At 61.2% G+C, this 15,358-nt stretch carries 19 protein-coding genes and 1 pseudogene; 8 read left to right on the top strand and 12 right to left on the bottom strand.

Going from position 1 to position 15,358, the window contains the following annotated elements:
* Positions 1–35 precede the first annotated feature (35 nt).
* On the bottom strand, positions 36–2,591 hold the full coding sequence (locus tag GQ651_RS14165; RefSeq protein WP_227258279.1) for a cation-translocating P-type ATPase: 2,556 nt from the start codon (positions 2,589–2,591) through the stop codon (positions 36–38).
* Between GQ651_RS14165 and GQ651_RS18775 the strand changes: the two genes are divergently transcribed.
* Complete coding sequence (locus GQ651_RS18775) at positions 2,491–2,880, top strand: hypothetical protein (RefSeq protein ID WP_227258303.1); 390 nt, start codon at positions 2,491–2,493, stop codon at positions 2,878–2,880. The genes GQ651_RS14165 and GQ651_RS18775 overlap by 101 nt on opposite strands.
* Positions 2,881–2,935: 55 nt before the next feature.
* Here GQ651_RS18775 and GQ651_RS14160 read toward each other — a convergent pair whose 3' ends face one another.
* From GQ651_RS14160 to GQ651_RS14120, 10 genes are all read right to left on the bottom strand, one after another.
* Complete coding sequence (locus GQ651_RS14160; protein ID WP_160764857.1) at positions 2,936–3,862, bottom strand: transglutaminase family protein; 927 nt, start codon at positions 3,860–3,862, stop codon at positions 2,936–2,938.
* A 257-nt stretch (positions 3,863–4,119) separates the two neighbouring features.
* The gene (locus GQ651_RS14155; protein WP_160764856.1) at positions 4,120–4,653 is read right to left on the bottom strand and encodes a hypothetical protein; all 534 of its coding nucleotides are present in this window, start codon (positions 4,651–4,653) and stop codon (positions 4,120–4,122) included.
* Positions 4,654–4,729: 76 nt separating this feature from the next.
* Positions 4,730–4,909: a hypothetical protein gene (locus tag GQ651_RS14150; protein WP_160764855.1), complete on the bottom strand. Its 180-nt coding sequence runs from the start codon at positions 4,907–4,909 to the stop codon at positions 4,730–4,732.
* 90 nt (positions 4,910–4,999) lie between these two features.
* Positions 5,000–5,806: a transglutaminase-like domain-containing protein gene (locus GQ651_RS14145; protein WP_227258278.1), complete on the bottom strand. Its 807-nt coding sequence runs from the start codon at positions 5,804–5,806 to the stop codon at positions 5,000–5,002.
* Positions 5,807–5,840: 34 nt separating this feature from the next.
* Positions 5,841–5,972, bottom strand: coding sequence for a hypothetical protein (locus tag GQ651_RS18965; protein ID WP_264464705.1), 132 nt, complete (start codon positions 5,970–5,972; stop codon positions 5,841–5,843).
* Positions 5,973–6,172: 200 nt separating this feature from the next.
* On the bottom strand, positions 6,173–6,652 hold the full coding sequence (locus GQ651_RS14140; RefSeq protein ID WP_227258186.1) for a hypothetical protein: 480 nt from the start codon (positions 6,650–6,652) through the stop codon (positions 6,173–6,175).
* A 270-nt stretch (positions 6,653–6,922) separates the two neighbouring features.
* Positions 6,923–8,011 (bottom strand): protease modulator HflC, encoded by a 1,089-nt coding sequence (gene hflC / locus GQ651_RS14135; RefSeq protein ID WP_160764853.1) that lies wholly within the window; start codon positions 8,009–8,011, stop codon positions 6,923–6,925.
* Entirely contained in the window at positions 8,008–9,075 is a 1,068-nt protein-coding gene (hflK, locus tag GQ651_RS14130) for an FtsH protease activity modulator HflK (protein ID WP_160764852.1), read from the bottom strand. Before hflK ends, hflC begins: the two co-directional genes overlap by 4 nt.
* 107 nt (positions 9,076–9,182) lie before the next feature.
* Positions 9,183–9,527, bottom strand: a complete 345-nt coding sequence (locus tag GQ651_RS14125; RefSeq protein WP_160764851.1) for a hypothetical protein — start codon at positions 9,525–9,527, stop codon at positions 9,183–9,185.
* 2 nt (positions 9,528–9,529) lie between these two features.
* Entirely contained in the window at positions 9,530–9,838 is a 309-nt protein-coding gene (locus tag GQ651_RS14120) for a hypothetical protein (RefSeq protein WP_227258185.1), read from the bottom strand.
* A gap of 274 nt (positions 9,839–10,112) precedes the next feature.
* Between GQ651_RS14120 and GQ651_RS14115 the strand changes: the two genes are divergently transcribed.
* From GQ651_RS14115 to GQ651_RS14100, 4 genes are all read left to right on the top strand, one after another.
* Positions 10,113–10,538, top strand: a complete 426-nt coding sequence (locus tag GQ651_RS14115; RefSeq protein WP_160764850.1) for a hypothetical protein — start codon at positions 10,113–10,115, stop codon at positions 10,536–10,538.
* On the top strand, positions 10,535–10,948 hold the full coding sequence (locus GQ651_RS14110) for a hypothetical protein (RefSeq protein WP_227258184.1): 414 nt from the start codon (positions 10,535–10,537) through the stop codon (positions 10,946–10,948). Before GQ651_RS14115 ends, GQ651_RS14110 begins: the two co-directional genes overlap by 4 nt.
* A 211-nt stretch (positions 10,949–11,159) precedes the next feature.
* Entirely contained in the window at positions 11,160–11,348 is a 189-nt protein-coding gene (locus GQ651_RS14105) for a hypothetical protein (protein WP_160764849.1), read from the top strand.
* 275 nt (positions 11,349–11,623) lie between these two features.
* Positions 11,624–12,004 carry a hypothetical protein gene (locus GQ651_RS14100; protein ID WP_160764848.1) on the top strand — a complete coding sequence of 127 codons (381 nt, stop codon included), beginning with the start codon at positions 11,624–11,626 and terminating at the stop codon, positions 12,002–12,004.
* Between the two features lie 83 nt (positions 12,005–12,087).
* Here the strand turns inward: GQ651_RS14100 and GQ651_RS14095 are convergent.
* Positions 12,088–12,820, bottom strand: a pseudogene (locus tag GQ651_RS14095) (Crp/Fnr family transcriptional regulator).
* 150 nt (positions 12,821–12,970) lie between these two features.
* Here GQ651_RS14095 and GQ651_RS14090 point away from each other — a divergent pair.
* The 3 genes from GQ651_RS14090 to groL all read left to right on the top strand — a co-directional run bounded on the left by GQ651_RS14090 (position 12,971) and on the right by groL (position 15,310).
* A complete protein-coding gene (locus tag GQ651_RS14090; protein WP_160764847.1) occupies positions 12,971–13,207 on the top strand; it encodes a hypothetical protein in 237 nt (78 codons plus the stop codon).
* 133 nt (positions 13,208–13,340) lie between these two features.
* Entirely contained in the window at positions 13,341–13,628 is a 288-nt protein-coding gene (locus GQ651_RS14085; protein ID WP_160764846.1) for a co-chaperone GroES, read from the top strand.
* 44 nt (positions 13,629–13,672) lie between these two features.
* Positions 13,673–15,310 (top strand): chaperonin GroEL, encoded by a 1,638-nt coding sequence (gene groL, locus GQ651_RS14080; protein ID WP_160764845.1) that lies wholly within the window; start codon positions 13,673–13,675, stop codon positions 15,308–15,310.
* Positions 15,311–15,358 lie beyond the last annotated feature (48 nt).

Genomic DNA, 15,358 nt, shown 5'->3' with positions numbered 1-15,358 from the left:
GCAGAGCAGCTCGCCCTGCACTGCCATCAAGCCGATTAAGGTTTTGCCCCTGGTCGTTCGGCCTGTTCACGCGCGCTCAGAACCATGCGCCAAAGCGGCTTCAGCGCTTCCAGCGCCAGCAGAACCCCGACCCCGGCCAGGGGCGGCACGGCCAGCCAGATGCCGCCGAGCACGCCAAAACCGAACATATCCCGGGCCGGAGCCCAAACGAATGTCACCGCAAGCAGCGACGCCACAATCGGCAGCACGACGGCCAGCGCCTTGTTCGGCCGCAGCAGTGCCGACAAGATCGAATTGGAGTTGGACCGATCGATCAGGATCAACGCGACAACGCCGAAAACCAGCGTGGCAAACGCCAGTCCGCGCACCTGATCGGGATCAAGGCCGTAGCCGGGCGCAAACCACGCAGCAGAGCCCGAAATCCCCAGCACCATCAGGCCCTGCAACAGGCTCCAGACCACTGTGGGCCAGGAAAACAGCGGCTCATCCGCAGGGCGCGGCGGGCGTTGCATCACGCCGTCCTCTTCGCGCTCGGCCTCGAAGACCAGCGCACAGACAGGGTCGATCACCATCTCCAGAAAGGCGATATGCACTGGGCCAAACAAAAGCGGCATGCCAAAAAGCAGCGGCATTAGCGCAAGACCCGCAATCGGCACATGCACGGCGATGATAAAGCTCATTGCCTTGCGCAGGTTGTCATAGATCCGTCGGCCCAGCCGTACCGTTGTGACGATGGAGCCGAAATCATCGTCCAACAAGACAATCGACGCCGCCTCGCGCGCAACATCCGTGCCACGTTCGCCCATCGCCACGCCGATATCGGCGGCCTTGAGGCTGGGCGCATCGTTCACCCCGTCGCCTGTCATCGCCACTACGGCGCCTTTGGCCTTTAGCGCATTGACGATACGCAGTTTCTGTTCGGGCAGGATGCGGGCGAAGATCGTTACGGTCGTGACCGCTGTGGCAAGGTCATCCTCCGACATCGCCGACAGATCATCCCCCGTCAGCACGATATCGCCGGGTAACCCCGCTTCGGCCGCAATCGCGCGCGCCGTGACCGGATGGTCCCCGGTGATCATGATAACCTGAATTCCTGCCGTCCGACATTCAGCCACGGCAGCGGGGACCGAGGTACGCACGGGGTCAGCCAGACCGACGAGGCCCAGCAGTCGAAAGGCAAACCCGGTCTGCGTCTCGGGCAGGTCCTGCCCGGCCGGCCATGACGCCTCGGCCACAGCCAGCACGCGCAGACCCTTGGCGGCCATCGCGTCCAGTTGTGCCGAGATGACGACTCGCTGATCTGCTTCCAGCTTGCACAGATCGGCAATCGCCTCGGGTGCGCCCTTGGCAGCTATGGCAAAGGCATCCTCGGCCTGCCAGACCTGCGACATGGCCAGAAGATCGGGCGACAGCGGATAACTGCGGATCAGAGTCCGCCCAGCCCCCGGCAAGGTCTCACCTTCCCGCAGGTCATCGGCTGCCAGCGCGTGAAACGCCACTTCCATCGGGTCGAACGGCTCGGGTGCCGAGGCCATGACGCCTGCCGCGGCCAGCTCGCGAAAGGCGGGGGGCAAGGGCACTTTCCCTGCAATCTGGTGGGCTGAGCCATCGACCAGTTGCAAGGCGACAATTGTCATGCGGTTCTCGGTAAGAGTCCCGGTCTTGTCGGTGCACAGCACGCTTGCCGACCCCAAAGCTTCAATGGCGGAGGCGCGGCGCGTCAGCACTCGGGCCTTGGAAATGCGCCAGGCCCCCATTGCCATGAAAACCGCAAGGACCATCGGAAACTCTTCGGGCAGCATCGCCATGCCGACCGCGATCCCGGCCAGCAGGGCATCCAGCCAACCGCCGCGCAAGAAACCGTAAAGCGCTACGACAACCGCGCTTATGCCTATGCCTATTCCAGCCATGGCAATCACAAGGCGCCGCATCTGGCTTTGCAAATGAGGCGTCTCGGGCTCGATCTGGCTCAGGCTTTTGCCGATCTTGCCGATCTCACTTTCAGCGCCAATCGCGGTGACCTCGGCCAGCGCCGATCCGCGCACGATCAGCGTGCCGGCAAACACTTGCGGCAAGTCGTGGCCGCCCGGACGCACATCGGCCCCTCCCGCTCCCACCGTCTTGCGCACGGCCTCAGCCTCGCCCGTCAAGAGGGACTCGTCCGCCGACAGGTCCGCGGACTCGATCAGCATCGCGTCGGCTGGCACCCTGTCGCCCTCGGACAATACGATCAGGTCACCGCGCACCACTTCACGCCCCGCGATACGCAGGCGCGCACCGTCCCGGATCACCAGTGCGCGGGGGCTGGACAGATCACGCAGCGCCTCCAGCACTCGACCGGTGCGAGCCTCCTGCACCGCCGTGATACCGATGGACATGCAGGCGAAGGCCAGCAGGATCAGCGCTTCGGCTCGACTGCCCAACAAAAGATAGACCACGCCCCCCACCAAGAGCAGCACCAGCATCGGCTCTTTCAGAACGTCCAATACGATGCGAAAGGAAGACCTCCGCTTTGTCGTCGCCAATTCATTGGGTCCGTCAGCGGCCAACCGCGCCTTCGCCTCGGCTGCAGTTAGCCCAGATTGGGCCAGTTCCGGAGCGAGCGTCGTTGCGTTCATGCCTGTGATCCATCATGCATCGATTCTGGTGTTGCCGCGATGGTGGCGCAAACGGCCCGCGGAAACCCTGATCTCGGTCAGCACCGTGTTTCGGTGCGACGAGAGTAAAAATCGCAAGGTGCACCGCGGCTGTGATAGGGAACGTCGTATCGCCGCTTTCAAAACCGCGAGCTACCCGATGACGGGCTTTAGAGCAAAAAATGAATTCATAGGTTCAAACAGACTTCAAATAGACCAGATCGACGCAACCGCCAATCGCTGAGCGAAGCGCGCCATAGCGCGATTTCAAGTTGCATATACAGCGCACACGATGCCCATTACACTTTTGTATTTAAATACAAAACTGTCGAATCCATCATAGCAGCTGCATCATCGTGTGCTGCAAGTCGCACCTCAACTCCGACCGCAAGATCAGAAAGGGCACCCCGCCCGCCTGAAAAACTGCCCGAGACCGGCACGATTTGGTGAATGCCGCGACCGACTGCGACTGGAATCAGGTTCTGAGACCCGACACTTCGGTTCGTTGGATCGAAGGCAATCCATCCAGCACCGGGGACAAATATCTCGACCCAAGCATGGGTAGACCCTGAACCCGCCGACCCAACGAGGCTCATTTCGGGATCGGACAGATAGCCCGAGACGATGCGGGCGCCAAAGCCAAGCCGGCGGGCTGCCTCTGCAAGCAGGACCGCGAAATCGCGGCACGAGCCCCATCGCCGGTCGAGCGTCTCGATCGGTGACTGAGTGCCCTCGTCATCGCGGCTCTGGTAGAGAATTTGCGTGGAAACGCCGTTGCTGATGTCCTTCAGCAAGGACAACGTGTCGGTCGGGCGCGCCATGACAAAGCCCTCGACCCATAGGGAAAGCCGGCCGTCCGGGTCGGGATATTGCGGAACCGTCAACGCGCCCAGATCCGTCCATTCGTCGTCGGCGTAGACAAACGGGTACTGCGCGGCCGAGGCAGCGATGGCAAAGACCGGCCAGGCCGGCGCGGTGAGTTCCACGGAAGCACGGCTCTCGATCGCCAGATGATCCGTCACGCCGTCAAAGACGGCGGTGGCGACAGCGTTGCCGGCCACGTCATGCGCCCAGGTCACCGTCGCCGTCGGAGAAATCGAAAGGGCATGCGCAAGGAGCCGCAGTTCCCTTGTTTCTCGGGGGCGCAGCATCAACCTGTGCGGCCCGAGAGACACCTCGTGCCGGTATCTGTAGGTCGTGGTGTGAACGATCTCGAGGCAGGCCAAAATGATGTTCCAGTCAGGATTGAGGAAGACGGCGCGCGGCTGCGGGGATCAGCGGCGGCGAGATGCGCCCGGGCTTACGGGCACGGCGTTCCGCCAGGCATTCAACCCCTTGCAGCGTCGGCAAATCCGTTCTCCGAAGCCTTCGCTCCAGAACGAGGTTTCGCATCGCAGGCATCGGCGTTCTTGCGGAACATCTCCCACGGACCTTGGGGTCGCGATGTCCGGTACGTCACCCTCGGCGATGGCCTGGTCCGCCATCACGTTTTCCCCTCAGCCAGACGGGTGCGCAAGGGCGGCGGCGAGTCCGGTCGCGTAGGCATGCCTTCGTTTTCGGCGGTCCGGATCGACTCTTCGTCCCGCGCTCCTCGGGCGGGCGTCTTCGAAGGCGGCGCAGCCAGGGTCGCATCGGACGTCCCAGACCGGGAATAGAGATGTCGCAGGTGCGCCTCGGAGACCCCGTCGGCCTTCATCACGAGCTGTACCATCGGATCAGCCAGCATTTCCTCAAGGAAGAAGTCGGACAACTCCCTGCCCGTCAGCTTGTCCCTGGCGCGTGCTTGGTCCAGATCGGCAAGGGAAACGGTGAGCGTCCTCGCAAGTCCAGGATGCGATGCCCGGGAATGAAGTTTCACCAGGACGGAGGCTTTCCAGGCTCCGGGATTCTTTTGATCCGGGGGTGAAACCAATTCCGTTTCGATCTCGTACTCTCCCGCCGGGAGCGTCTCGTCAAAGCCTGGAACGGTGAACGGGCGGGAAAAAACCGCAACGGTCTTGCTCGTCAGTTCTTCCATTGGCGTGATCCTTTCCCTTGGTGCTGCGGTTGGTCCGCGCCCCTCATAGAAATGAGGCGCGTAGTCCGTGTGCGTCTCAAGATGTCTTGGACTTCGCGGGTGCTTCCTTGCCTGCGGCCATGGGCTCGTTCTTCTTGGCAGGGGTCGTCGCTGTTTTCGCAGGCTTGGGCTTTAACGCAGCCGCAGCCCTGGCGGTCAGGTCCTTGAAGGACATTTCATCGATCCTTTGATTTTCCGACGCCAACTCCTCGTCCATGTCGGACCGGGATACCTCGCATCGGTACTGTACATATGGGGGCTGGCGACCCGAATTGCGATGGTGCGTCGAAAAGAAAGCCGAGGTCAGTCAGGCCAATTCATCCGTCCAGACCTTGAATTCCGTCAAAGTGTTCTGACCAAATGTCTGGGTCAGAGGGACGTCAGCGGCATCGCGGCCACGCGCGATCAGAATTCTCGCAATCCTCGGCTGGTTATTCCGCGGGTCGAACATGTGCCATTCACCAGCGAGAAAAACCTCCATCCACGCGGCGAAGTCCCCTGGCGGATGAGGCAAAGGCTCACCGATGTCGCTCAGGTATCCGGTGCAGTAGCGGGCCGGAATGTTCATGCAACGACATAGAGCGATTGCGAGATGGGCTAAGTCGCGGCAGACACCCTGTCGCTCGGCCATGGTCTGCGATGCGGTGCGCGTCGCCTTTGCCTGCATGTAGTCGAAGCGGACATGTCCGTGCACGAAATCGCAGATCGCCTGGACGCGTGACCATCCGGCGTCCGTGGTCTCGAACAGGCGCCACGCCTCCTCCGATAGGAGGTCGGTGTCGCAATACCGGCTGCCCTGCAGAAACACGAGCGTCTCGAAAGGAAGATCCTGAACCGCGTGCTGCCGCGCGCCGGGCATGGAGGGATCAGGCTGGCCCGTGTCGCGGAAGATGCCATCCGTCGACAGGCAGAAGTCGCCCTCCGGGGCCACCATCCGCGTGCACCAGTTGCCGAACCCGTCGCGATAGCTTTCCAGCGGCACGCTCGGCTGCGTCACGAGATAGTCGGCACGCTCCAGATCGCCAAAGCGCGAGTAGTGGACGTTCAGCATCGCAATCAGCGGCGTCGGCTGCGGGAAGCTGTAGCGCAGACGGCACCCGATGCTGACGCGCATGCCGGACATACGGCCGCGCCTGGTCATGTCATGATCATCTTGCAAGGGTGAGCGTCCGAGGCATCGCGTCAGTACCATCCTTCGCAAGGACGGGGAAGGCGAAGGACGCGATCAGACCCGCTATAACTGCCGTCCCCGCGATCAGCCTCGCCAGCGGATGTCTCATCGCCGCTTTCTCCTTGGCGGACCAGAGTCCGCCGGTTGCCCCGCGTGTCTTCGATGGCCCAAGCGTGAGCGTTCCGGTCAGCCGTCGAGTTGGCGCGGGCGATGGCGGGGAGACTCTGGAATTCGGTCTCGTTGGCATGCCTTCGTTCTCAGCCACTTGGATCGCGAAGTCCGTCGGGACTGTAGGGTGGGTGCTGCTGGTCATCGGGGCGACAATTTGTGCAAGGCCGCAGCGGCAAGAGCATGTTCCTTCTGGTGGTAGTCGCCGCGGAACTTGCCGTCGACCTGCACCTCCCAGATGCCGTTTCTTTCGCGAACCTGAACCCCACCGCGCTGTGCCGGCCGGTCCATGGAAGAATCCTTTGCTCCTCTGCTTTTCGGCGGCACGGGTTTCATGTCGGTCATTTCCGGCTCCTTCGCCTTTGGCACGTGCGCTTCTCCGAGGAGCATCACAGCGCGAATGAATTCTGCCGCATAATCATCGGTTTCGCGGTGGTCGTGCTCGCGCTGGGTCACTTTCATCGGCTCCACGAACCGTTCTCGCAGGTGGTCCACGAAACGCGGCTCGGTACGGGCCATGTAGGCGATCAGAGCCTGCAGGATCCGTTCATGGGCCAGCACGCGCCGTTCAAGATCGGTCGTCTCTGCGGCCATCCTGGTGAGATGTTTGACTGATGTCATAGCGTATTGTCCTCCTCGCTGCGCGGTGCGACGCTGGATGTCGTGTCCTTGAGCCTGGGCAGGCAGGCCCTCGCCTCATCGCGATCCAGATCTTGCCATCCACCTACCAGCCAAGCGCAAATCGTGCGCTGACGCAGGTTAGGGGCACGGAATTTAAGTGGGTGTGTCTTGCTCAGAAGCGGACAGAAACCGAGCGCGGTGGTCCAGGTGTCATTGACGTGCTTCCCGATTGATACCCTCTATTCATGCTTGAAACCTTCCAACATGAACCTATCGGCCTGCTTCGACCTCCGTCTGTGTCAAGATTGGCGTCGCGGGGTCTTGCGCTGGTCGGGCCCTGCCGATTGACGCCACGCCACCGTCGCCTGGGACGCTGCCCGGATCGCGGAGTGGGTCTGCCTCGCCCTGCATGCCGCGCAGGAACTGGAATAGATCGCTGTCCGTCGTCAGGACAAGCGTTGTGTCGTCCGAGATCATGTCGCCGTAGGCCTGCATGGTTCGGGTGAAATCGTAGAATTCGACCGAAACGGCATCGACATTGTAGGCGCCCGCATAGATTGCTGCTGCTGCGGCATCGGCGGCACCGCGGATTTCCTCGACGGCGCGATAGGCTTCGGACTGGATCTTGTTGAGATCGCGCACTCTGTTGCCTTGAATACGGGCCGCTTCACCGTTGCCTTCGGACAGGAACCTTTCGGCGATCTGCCGGCGCTCCGAGATCATGCGGTCATAAATCTTGGGTCGCACGCTCTCATTGTAGTTTATGCGCTTGAAACGAATGTCGAGAAGCTCAATCCCGAAGACGCGCACCTTCTCCGCCGCCGCCTCGAAGATCTGCTGCTCGACCAGCGCCCGCCCCTTCGTGATGGGAACCAGTGCGCCAATGTCCTGCGCAAGCTCCTGATCAGTCAGAAGCGTGTCGCGAAGCGGTGTCCGGCCCCTGGTCGTGCGCACAATCTCGATGAGTTCGTGCTTGGCGACGGCGTTCCGCGTCTCGCTGCCGAGGATATCATCGAGGCGCGACTGGGCGCTGCGCTCGTCGCGCAGGCGCAGAAAGTACTGCAGAGGGTCGGTGATCTTCCAGCGCGCGAAGAGATCGACCGAGATATAGAGCTTGTCCTTGGTGGGCATGTCCGATGGCGAGCCGTCCCACTCCAGAACCCGGCTGTCGATCCGGTTAACCTCCTGAACGAAGGGGAGTTTCAACTTGAGACCAGCCTCGGTGATCGGCGCGCCGACCGGCTTGCCGAACTGGGTGATGATGGCCTGTTCGACCTCGCCGACCGTGTAGACGGCGGATGACGCAGCGACGACCCCGGCAACCGCGATCACCGAGGCAATAAGCGAAAGGGTCTTCATCGTTGCTCTCCTGTCTGTCGATCAAGGTTCAAAAGCGGCAGGATGCTTGCCGTGGACCCGTCGACAATGATCTTGGAACCAATTCCCGGCAGAACATCCTGAAGGGTTTCGATGTAGATCCGGCGCCGGGTAACTTCGGGCGCCAGACGGTATTCCGTCAGGAGCGCCTTGAATCTGGCCGCATCGCCCTCGGCTTCGTTGATCCGCCTCAGGCGATACCCATCGGCTTCGCGGATCCGCTGGTCCTTTTCGCCTTCGGCCAGAGGTATGACGCGGTTGTATTCGCGGCGGGCCTCATTGATGATCCGCTCCTTCTCTTGTTGTGCCTGGTTGACCTCGTTGAACGAGGCTTGAACCGGCTGGGGCGGATTGATGTTCTTCAGCTGTACCTGATCGATGCTGATGCCCATCGCGTATTTGGTCGCAAGCGCCTGCATCTTCAGCAGGGCTTCGCTTTCGATTTCCTGGCGCCCGACGGTGATCACCTCGTCGACTGTGCGGTCTCCCACGACTTCGCGCATGACGGACTCCGAGACGTAGCGCAGGGTCGCGCTCGGCTCACGCACCTCGAACAGAAATTTCCGAGGTTCGGAAATCCGGTACTGCACCACCCACTCCACGAGCGCGGCGTTGAGATCGCCAGTCACCATCTCGGTCTCGCGGCGCCCGTCCGTCGGGCTCTGATAGGGATCGGAGGCACCCGGAGTCGTAAACCCGAACTCCTGTTTCAGCTGGCGCTTGACCGGGACCAACGTGGTCACGTCGATCCCGAACGGGATCTTGAAGTGCAGCCCCGGAGGGACCTCGGCCACGTACTTCCCGAACCGTTGGACAATTGCGACGGAGTCGCTCGGCACCGTGTAATATGAGGTCCACGCCCCAAACGCCGCAAGCGCAATGGCGGCCCCGATTGCAAGACGCTTCACCGGTGGCAGACCGTCCGGCAGGATGCCGTGCAGCCGATCCCGGCCCCGCATGAGAATTGCATCAACCTCAGGGGGAACGCGGGTCTGCTTGTTTTTCCAAGGTCCGCGATCTTCCGGTCCATTATCATCAGAAGGCATCGCAAGCTCCTATCTCGGTTTTGGCACTCGGGGCGATGCCTGGCTCGCGCGTTTGACGGTGCGACCCGTTTTGCGCCATCACATCGTCGGCTCTGAACGGCATGACCTCAGAGGTCCAGTTCCTTCAGGCAGGCTTGCGCAATGTCTCGGTCTGGGGCATCGGTTCCTGGCATCGTCGCCCAGCCGGCGGTCATGAGAGCGTCGCGCTTCTGGTAGGTTGAAGCTGCTCGGATCGTTGCAAGCTTGTCCGCACGAGCCGGGTCTGACCGCGCCATGTCGAGGCAGACCGGTACCATTGAGGCGACGACATCGTTACGGGACATCGCCACCGCCCGGTCGTTCGAGGTGCCGCCGGTCACCCAGCCGCCCCAGGTAAAACCGACCACGCCGACGAAAACCGCACCGATCACGGCACCATAGATGCCGGGTTTGAGCCATTCGGGAGTATTCATTTTCAGTCCTCCTGCGGAGAAAGCGCCGCTTCGCTGTAGTTGTTCATCTCAGTCGGTCCCTGATCCCGGCTCAGCGCCTCATTCAGGTCGCGCTCTGATATCCTGTGCAGTTCCATCCAACCCGCCCGATCACCTCTGCCAGGAACGGTCATATGGATCGCCGTCCTCTGATAGGTTTCGAAACCCTGTCCGCGGAGAAGTTCCTCTTGAATCAGGACTTCGTAGTCCCCGGCCGGAAGTACGTCCGGAAAATCGGCTAGGCTGAACGGGTGCAGGAAAGTCACCCTCAAACTGGATGAACGCACGCTCATCTCTGGCCTCCACGATTTTGGCAGATCCGTCGCTCACCACTGTTGACGGCCCCTTGGAATGCGGGACGGACCAGTCGAACGATTGAGTGTCTTGTACCTCGGGATCGTCCGACTGGTGCTGACGCATGTTAGTCCCGGGCACCGAACCGGCTGCGACCCCGTCCTTTGGGCAGTCGCCCACACTGACCCGTGTAAGGGCGGCGAGACCGACCTGCGCGTATCCTTTGGGAAACAGGAGCGATCTGGGTTCCTGCAACCCTTGAAAGGATTGGCGATGGCCGACAACAATGTTCTCAACCCGCACCCGCCCGAGTTCGATCGGTTTCTCCAAGCATACGTCGGCAAGGACCGGAACGGCTATGCCGTGACTGTACTCTCCACTCTCGCGCGGCTCGGCCTCGATCCATGGAAGGAAACCGCTGAACTGGTCACGCTGGGGCACGACGCCGCGCAGGCACGCTTGGGAACGCTGCTTGCCCGATTTCGGGACGTACCCGCGCTCGCCAGCGATCACGGGAGGGTCGCACGAGACTTGAGCGAGCTGCTTCCCGAAGGCCGGGCGTCAGGTAGCCTGAAGCGAGCTGCCTCGACGGTCGCCGACGGGCGCCCGGGAGCAAGCGGAGCGATCTGGGCGGTGCTCGCGATCATCTTTGTACTGTTTCAGATGTTCATGGTTGGCGGGTCGGGGTCAGGCGAATGACCGTCTCAACCGCAGCCATGGGCAGACCGGCACATGCGGCACACAAGTCCGGGACGCTATCGCCTCGCGAACAGGGCGTTCTCTGGGACTTGGAGGAACACTTCTGGACCAGTGGCGCCGACAACGCGCGGGCAACGACTGCGACCAACGCAGTCATGGTCTTCCCCTATCCGCCCGGGATCCTCCAGGGCGACCAGATCTGGACCCATCTTCGGGAAAGGACCGGCTGGCGCACCGTTGTCATGGCCGAACGGCGCGTCACGCGGTGTCGTGATATCGCAATTCTCACCTATCGCGTCTCGGCAGAGAAACCGGATGTGCCGATCTACAAGGCCCTCTGTGCCTCAACCTACCTCAACGATGACGACAGATGGCTGCGGATTTCCCACCAGCAAACTGCAGTGAATTGAGAAGCGCATGGGCAACCGACCTGCCGCAGGCGTCGGGGCTAACCTGCGTCAGTGCGGCGAGGCGCCGACTCCGTTTAGGTGAGACGTGCCGCCGAACATTCGGTGGTGCATTTTTCCGAGTACCCGAGAAGCGTGTGGGCGTGTCGATCTCCAAAGGACGGCATGTCGACACGCTTCTTATTCTCGGAGCGTCCAGGAAAGGACAATTCCAATGACTCCCGAACAGAACAAGACTGCCGAGAAGATGACGTCCGTGAAGGCCGCTTGGGACAAGGCGCCCTCCGGCCCGAAGAAAGACGCGGCGCTGAAGCACTACCAGGCAGCCGAGAAGGCGCATGAAGCGCATGACGACGCTTTGACGAACAAGGAACTGAACGCGGCGTCAAACGCTCTTGCGTGACGTCTAACGTCAGATAACGTCTGACCTTACAAACGGGCCGCCTTTCGATATTCAAAGGCGGCCTTAACCATTCCGTGACCTCCGCATTGGCTGGATAGCTACTAACACAAATCAGTGCTGAGACGGATTAGGTGAGGCATTGTGGATATTGCCCGCCAGAATCCTGGCGGGAACACTGTCCAAGCTCCCAACATATCTGAAACCGGCGGCGCCCCGATCATTTGAGCCGCCAATTGAATTTGTGCGCTTTGACCAGTCCAGGAAAGGACTACACAATGACACCTCTTTCAAACATCATCTCGACAGCGCGAGTTGCCCGGCTCAAGCTGCTCTTGGGGTCGGCGCTAATCTTCGCCTCTATGGCTGCTGCCGGTCAGGCGGAAAGCCTTTATCCTCAACCTGTGCCACTGGGCCAGACTGCCGACGTCGTGCGCCCTGAACCGCGCGCCTTCACTAAGGTGAAAAGCCGTTACCCTCAGCCTATTCAACAGGAACAGTCGGCAGACGTTGTGCGGCCAAGCGCGCGTGCCGACATGAACAACTGCACGCAACTGGAGCTGTCGGCGAAGATGTCACCGGACGAGTGCGGGACTCTGACACTGAATGATGTTGTGAAACGTCTGACCGCGATGAGGGATGCAGACAACAGCAAGTGAACGTATTTCCAAGGGATTGCTGATCCGCACGTCCGGACAAGCTTAGTCGCCGCTCTGCACGACCCGCAGAGCGGCGAAACTCGTCATTTCAAGAGCGGCCCGGTCTGGTCCAGATATGCCGGATCGAACTCGGCGAAAGCCACGAGCCTGTCGAAGTCGTCAAAGGAAACCCGACCGTCTCGAAAGGTCACCAGCCCTCTTTCGCGCAGCTGTCGCAGGACGCGATTCACATGAATGGCACTTAACCCCAGCACATCCGCGAGGTGGTACTGGGTCAGCGGGCAGTCGTACCCATCCTTGGTCCCCATGCCCACCAGCGCAAGCCTCGATCCCAGTTCCAACAGAAAATGCGCCATGCGGGCGTCCGCATCGCGCCTGCCGATCCCGACGAGATGTTCGACCACCATGGCCTCGTCCCGTGACGCGGCCCATAGAATGGCCGTCGCAAGCCTGGGCGTCTGCGCGAAGGCGTCCAAAAGGTCACTCTTGAGAACCTCGGCGGCCATGATGTCCACGATCGGCTCGAAACTGTCGTCCGAGGTCCGCAGCAGCACGCTGCGCAGGCCGAGGAAATCCCCGGGCACCTGGAAATCGACGATCTGGCGCGTTCCGTCAGGTTGAAGCTTGCAGGAACAGACCCAGCCTTCCGACAGGATATACGCGGCTTGATCGGATTGCCCCTGATGCACCATATCACGCCCCGCGACGAAGGAGCGACGGCGCTGGTGCAGGCGCTCACACGTCCAACTCTGCCTTTGACAAAGGGACAAAGGCCGAAAGCTTGCGGGTCAAAGGGCTGTGTTCGGCTGATGTCATAAAGGCTCCCGGCGTGTCGTGACCCAAGAGCGGAAATCGGCCTGGACACTGCTCTGGATCAGTCCAGCATAGAGCACTTTCTGCGACAAGTACGCGTGTATTTGAGCCTCACCTTCTCTCAGGTTCACGATGCCAAGGAAGGAAACTCAGATGTCCACCGCAAGCGAACATGCAGGCCAGGCCGCCCTATCGATCTGCGAGGCGCTCCTGCTTGCCAGGAACGATCGCGGGTTGCTGCCGGAACACGAGATCGTGGGGGTTCTTCGTGACGCCGCGGCGACCCATGTGAACGCCCTTGGCACCGAACTCGAAATGGAAAGGCACCGGGCCGTCGCCGAAATGATCAACGCTATCATCGCTGGCGGGAACTCTGTTCGACGCCCGTGAACCGCTCGGGGGGCGGTGTCGATCGGAATTCTCGGAGTGGAGACCGAATGGGATACCGCGGACTTGCGCGCAACGCAGCTAAGCATTCGACCCGGCCCGTTTCGCCAACGAAATCTCAACAAGGAGCACTTCGATGTCATTCACTCCCCTCCACGACCGGGTGCTCGTTCGCCGCATTGAAGGCGACGAGACGACCGAGGGCGGTCTCATCATTCCCGATACTGCCAAGGAGAAGCCTCAAGAAGGCGAAGTTGTCTCCGTTGGTGCCGGGGGAAGGCGCGAGGACGGCGAGCGCATCCCGATGGACGTCAAGGCCGGCGACCGGATCCTGTTCGGAAAATGGTCCGGGTCAGAGATCAAGCTCGATGGTGAAGACCTTCTGATCATGAAGGAGAGCGACATTCTCGGCGTGATCGCCTGAGTCCGAAACCTTTCACATCAACCTCAGTCTCAGGAATTCACATCATGTCCGCCAAGGAAGTTCGATTCAGTACCGACGCCCGCGACCGAATGCTGAAAGGAATCAACACGCTGGCAAATGCCGTCAAGATCACCCTCGGCCCGAAGGGCCGAAACGTCGTTCTCGATAAATCCTGGGGTGCGCCGCGCATCACAAAGGACGGTGTGACCGTCACCAAGGAGATCGAGCTGTCGGACCATTTCGAGAATATGGGCGCCCAGATGGTCAAGGAGGTCGCGCAGCGCACGAACGACGAGGCTGGCGACGGAACCACCACGGCAACCGTACTCGCCCATGCGATTGTCCGGGAAGGCATGAAGTCGGTTGCGGCCGGCATGAACCCGATGGATCTCAAGCGCGGGATCGACAAAGCCGTCGCTGCGGTCGTGGCCGAGATCAAGACCATGTCCAGACCGGTCGGCGACAGCGACGAGATTGCCAAGGTCGGCACCATTTCGGCCAATGGTGAAGTCGATATCGGTCGGCAGATCGCCGACGCGATGGCCAAGGTCGGCAAGGAAGGCGTGATAACCGTCGAGGAAAACAAAGGGTTGGAGACCGAGACCGAAGTGGTCGAAGGCATGCAGTTCGACCGCGGTTATCTGAGCCCCTATTTCGTCACGAATGCTCAGAAAATGGTCGTCGAGCTGGATGACTGCGTCGTCCTGCTTCACGAGAAGAAGCTGACCTCTCTCATATCCATGGTGCCGTTGCTGGAGGCTGTGATTCAGGCCGAGAAGCAACTGCTGATCGTGGCCGAGGATATCGAAGGCGAGGCGCTGGCGACGCTGGTCGTCAACAAGCTGCGCGGCGGATTGAAGGTGGCGGCCGTCAAGGCGCCGGGCTTTGGGGATCGCCGCAAGGCGATGATGGAAGACATCGCCGTGCTGACGGGCGGACAGGTGATTTCCGTTGAAATGGGCACCAAGCTGGAGAACGTCACCATGGACATGCTCGGGTCCGCCAGAAAAGTCACGATCACCAAGGATGACACGACGATTATCGACGGTGCCGGCGACAAAGGTGCTATCGCGGCGCGCGTGACGCAGATCCGGGCGCAGGTCGAGGACACCACCTCGGACTACGACAAGGAGAAGCTGCAGGAACGGCTCGCCAAGCTTGCCGGTGGCATTGCCGTGATCCGGGTCGGCGGGGCAACCGAGATCGAGGTGAAGGAGCGCAAGGACCGCGTCGACGACGCGCTGAACGCCACCCGCGCTGCGGTTCAGGAAGGTGTCGTGCCCGGCGGCGGCGTGGCCCTGGTTCACGCTGGCAAGGTGCTGGCGACGCTGGAGGGTGAGAACAATGATCAGGATGCCGGCATCAAGATCGTCCGCCGCGCGATCCAGGCTCCGCTGCGCCAGATCGCCGAAAATGCCGGGGTCGACGGATCGGTTGTCGTCGGAAAGGTGATCGAGAACGACAGCCCAAACTTCGGTTTCGACGCACAGGCCGAAGAATACGGCGACATGCTGAAGGCCGGTGTCATCGATCCGACGAAAGTCGTTCGGATCGCACTGGAAAACGCCGCGTCCATTGCCGGGCTATTGATCACGACCGAGGCGATGGTCGCGCAAAAACCCAAGGAGGGCGGCGTCGGTAACGAAATGGCCGATATGGGTGGAATGGGCGGAATGATGTGAAGATCTGCGTCCCTTGGTCACGAGCCTCAGGACGCGAAACCAAATTCT

Origin of the sequence: Kangsaoukella pontilimi, assembly GCF_009830125.1 — a bacterium.
GTDB classification, from domain to species: Bacteria; Pseudomonadota; Alphaproteobacteria; order Rhodobacterales; family Rhodobacteraceae; genus Kangsaoukella; species Kangsaoukella pontilimi.
The sequence above is the reverse complement of the archived record's forward strand: the minus strand, read 5'-3'. Positions and strand labels throughout refer to the sequence as shown.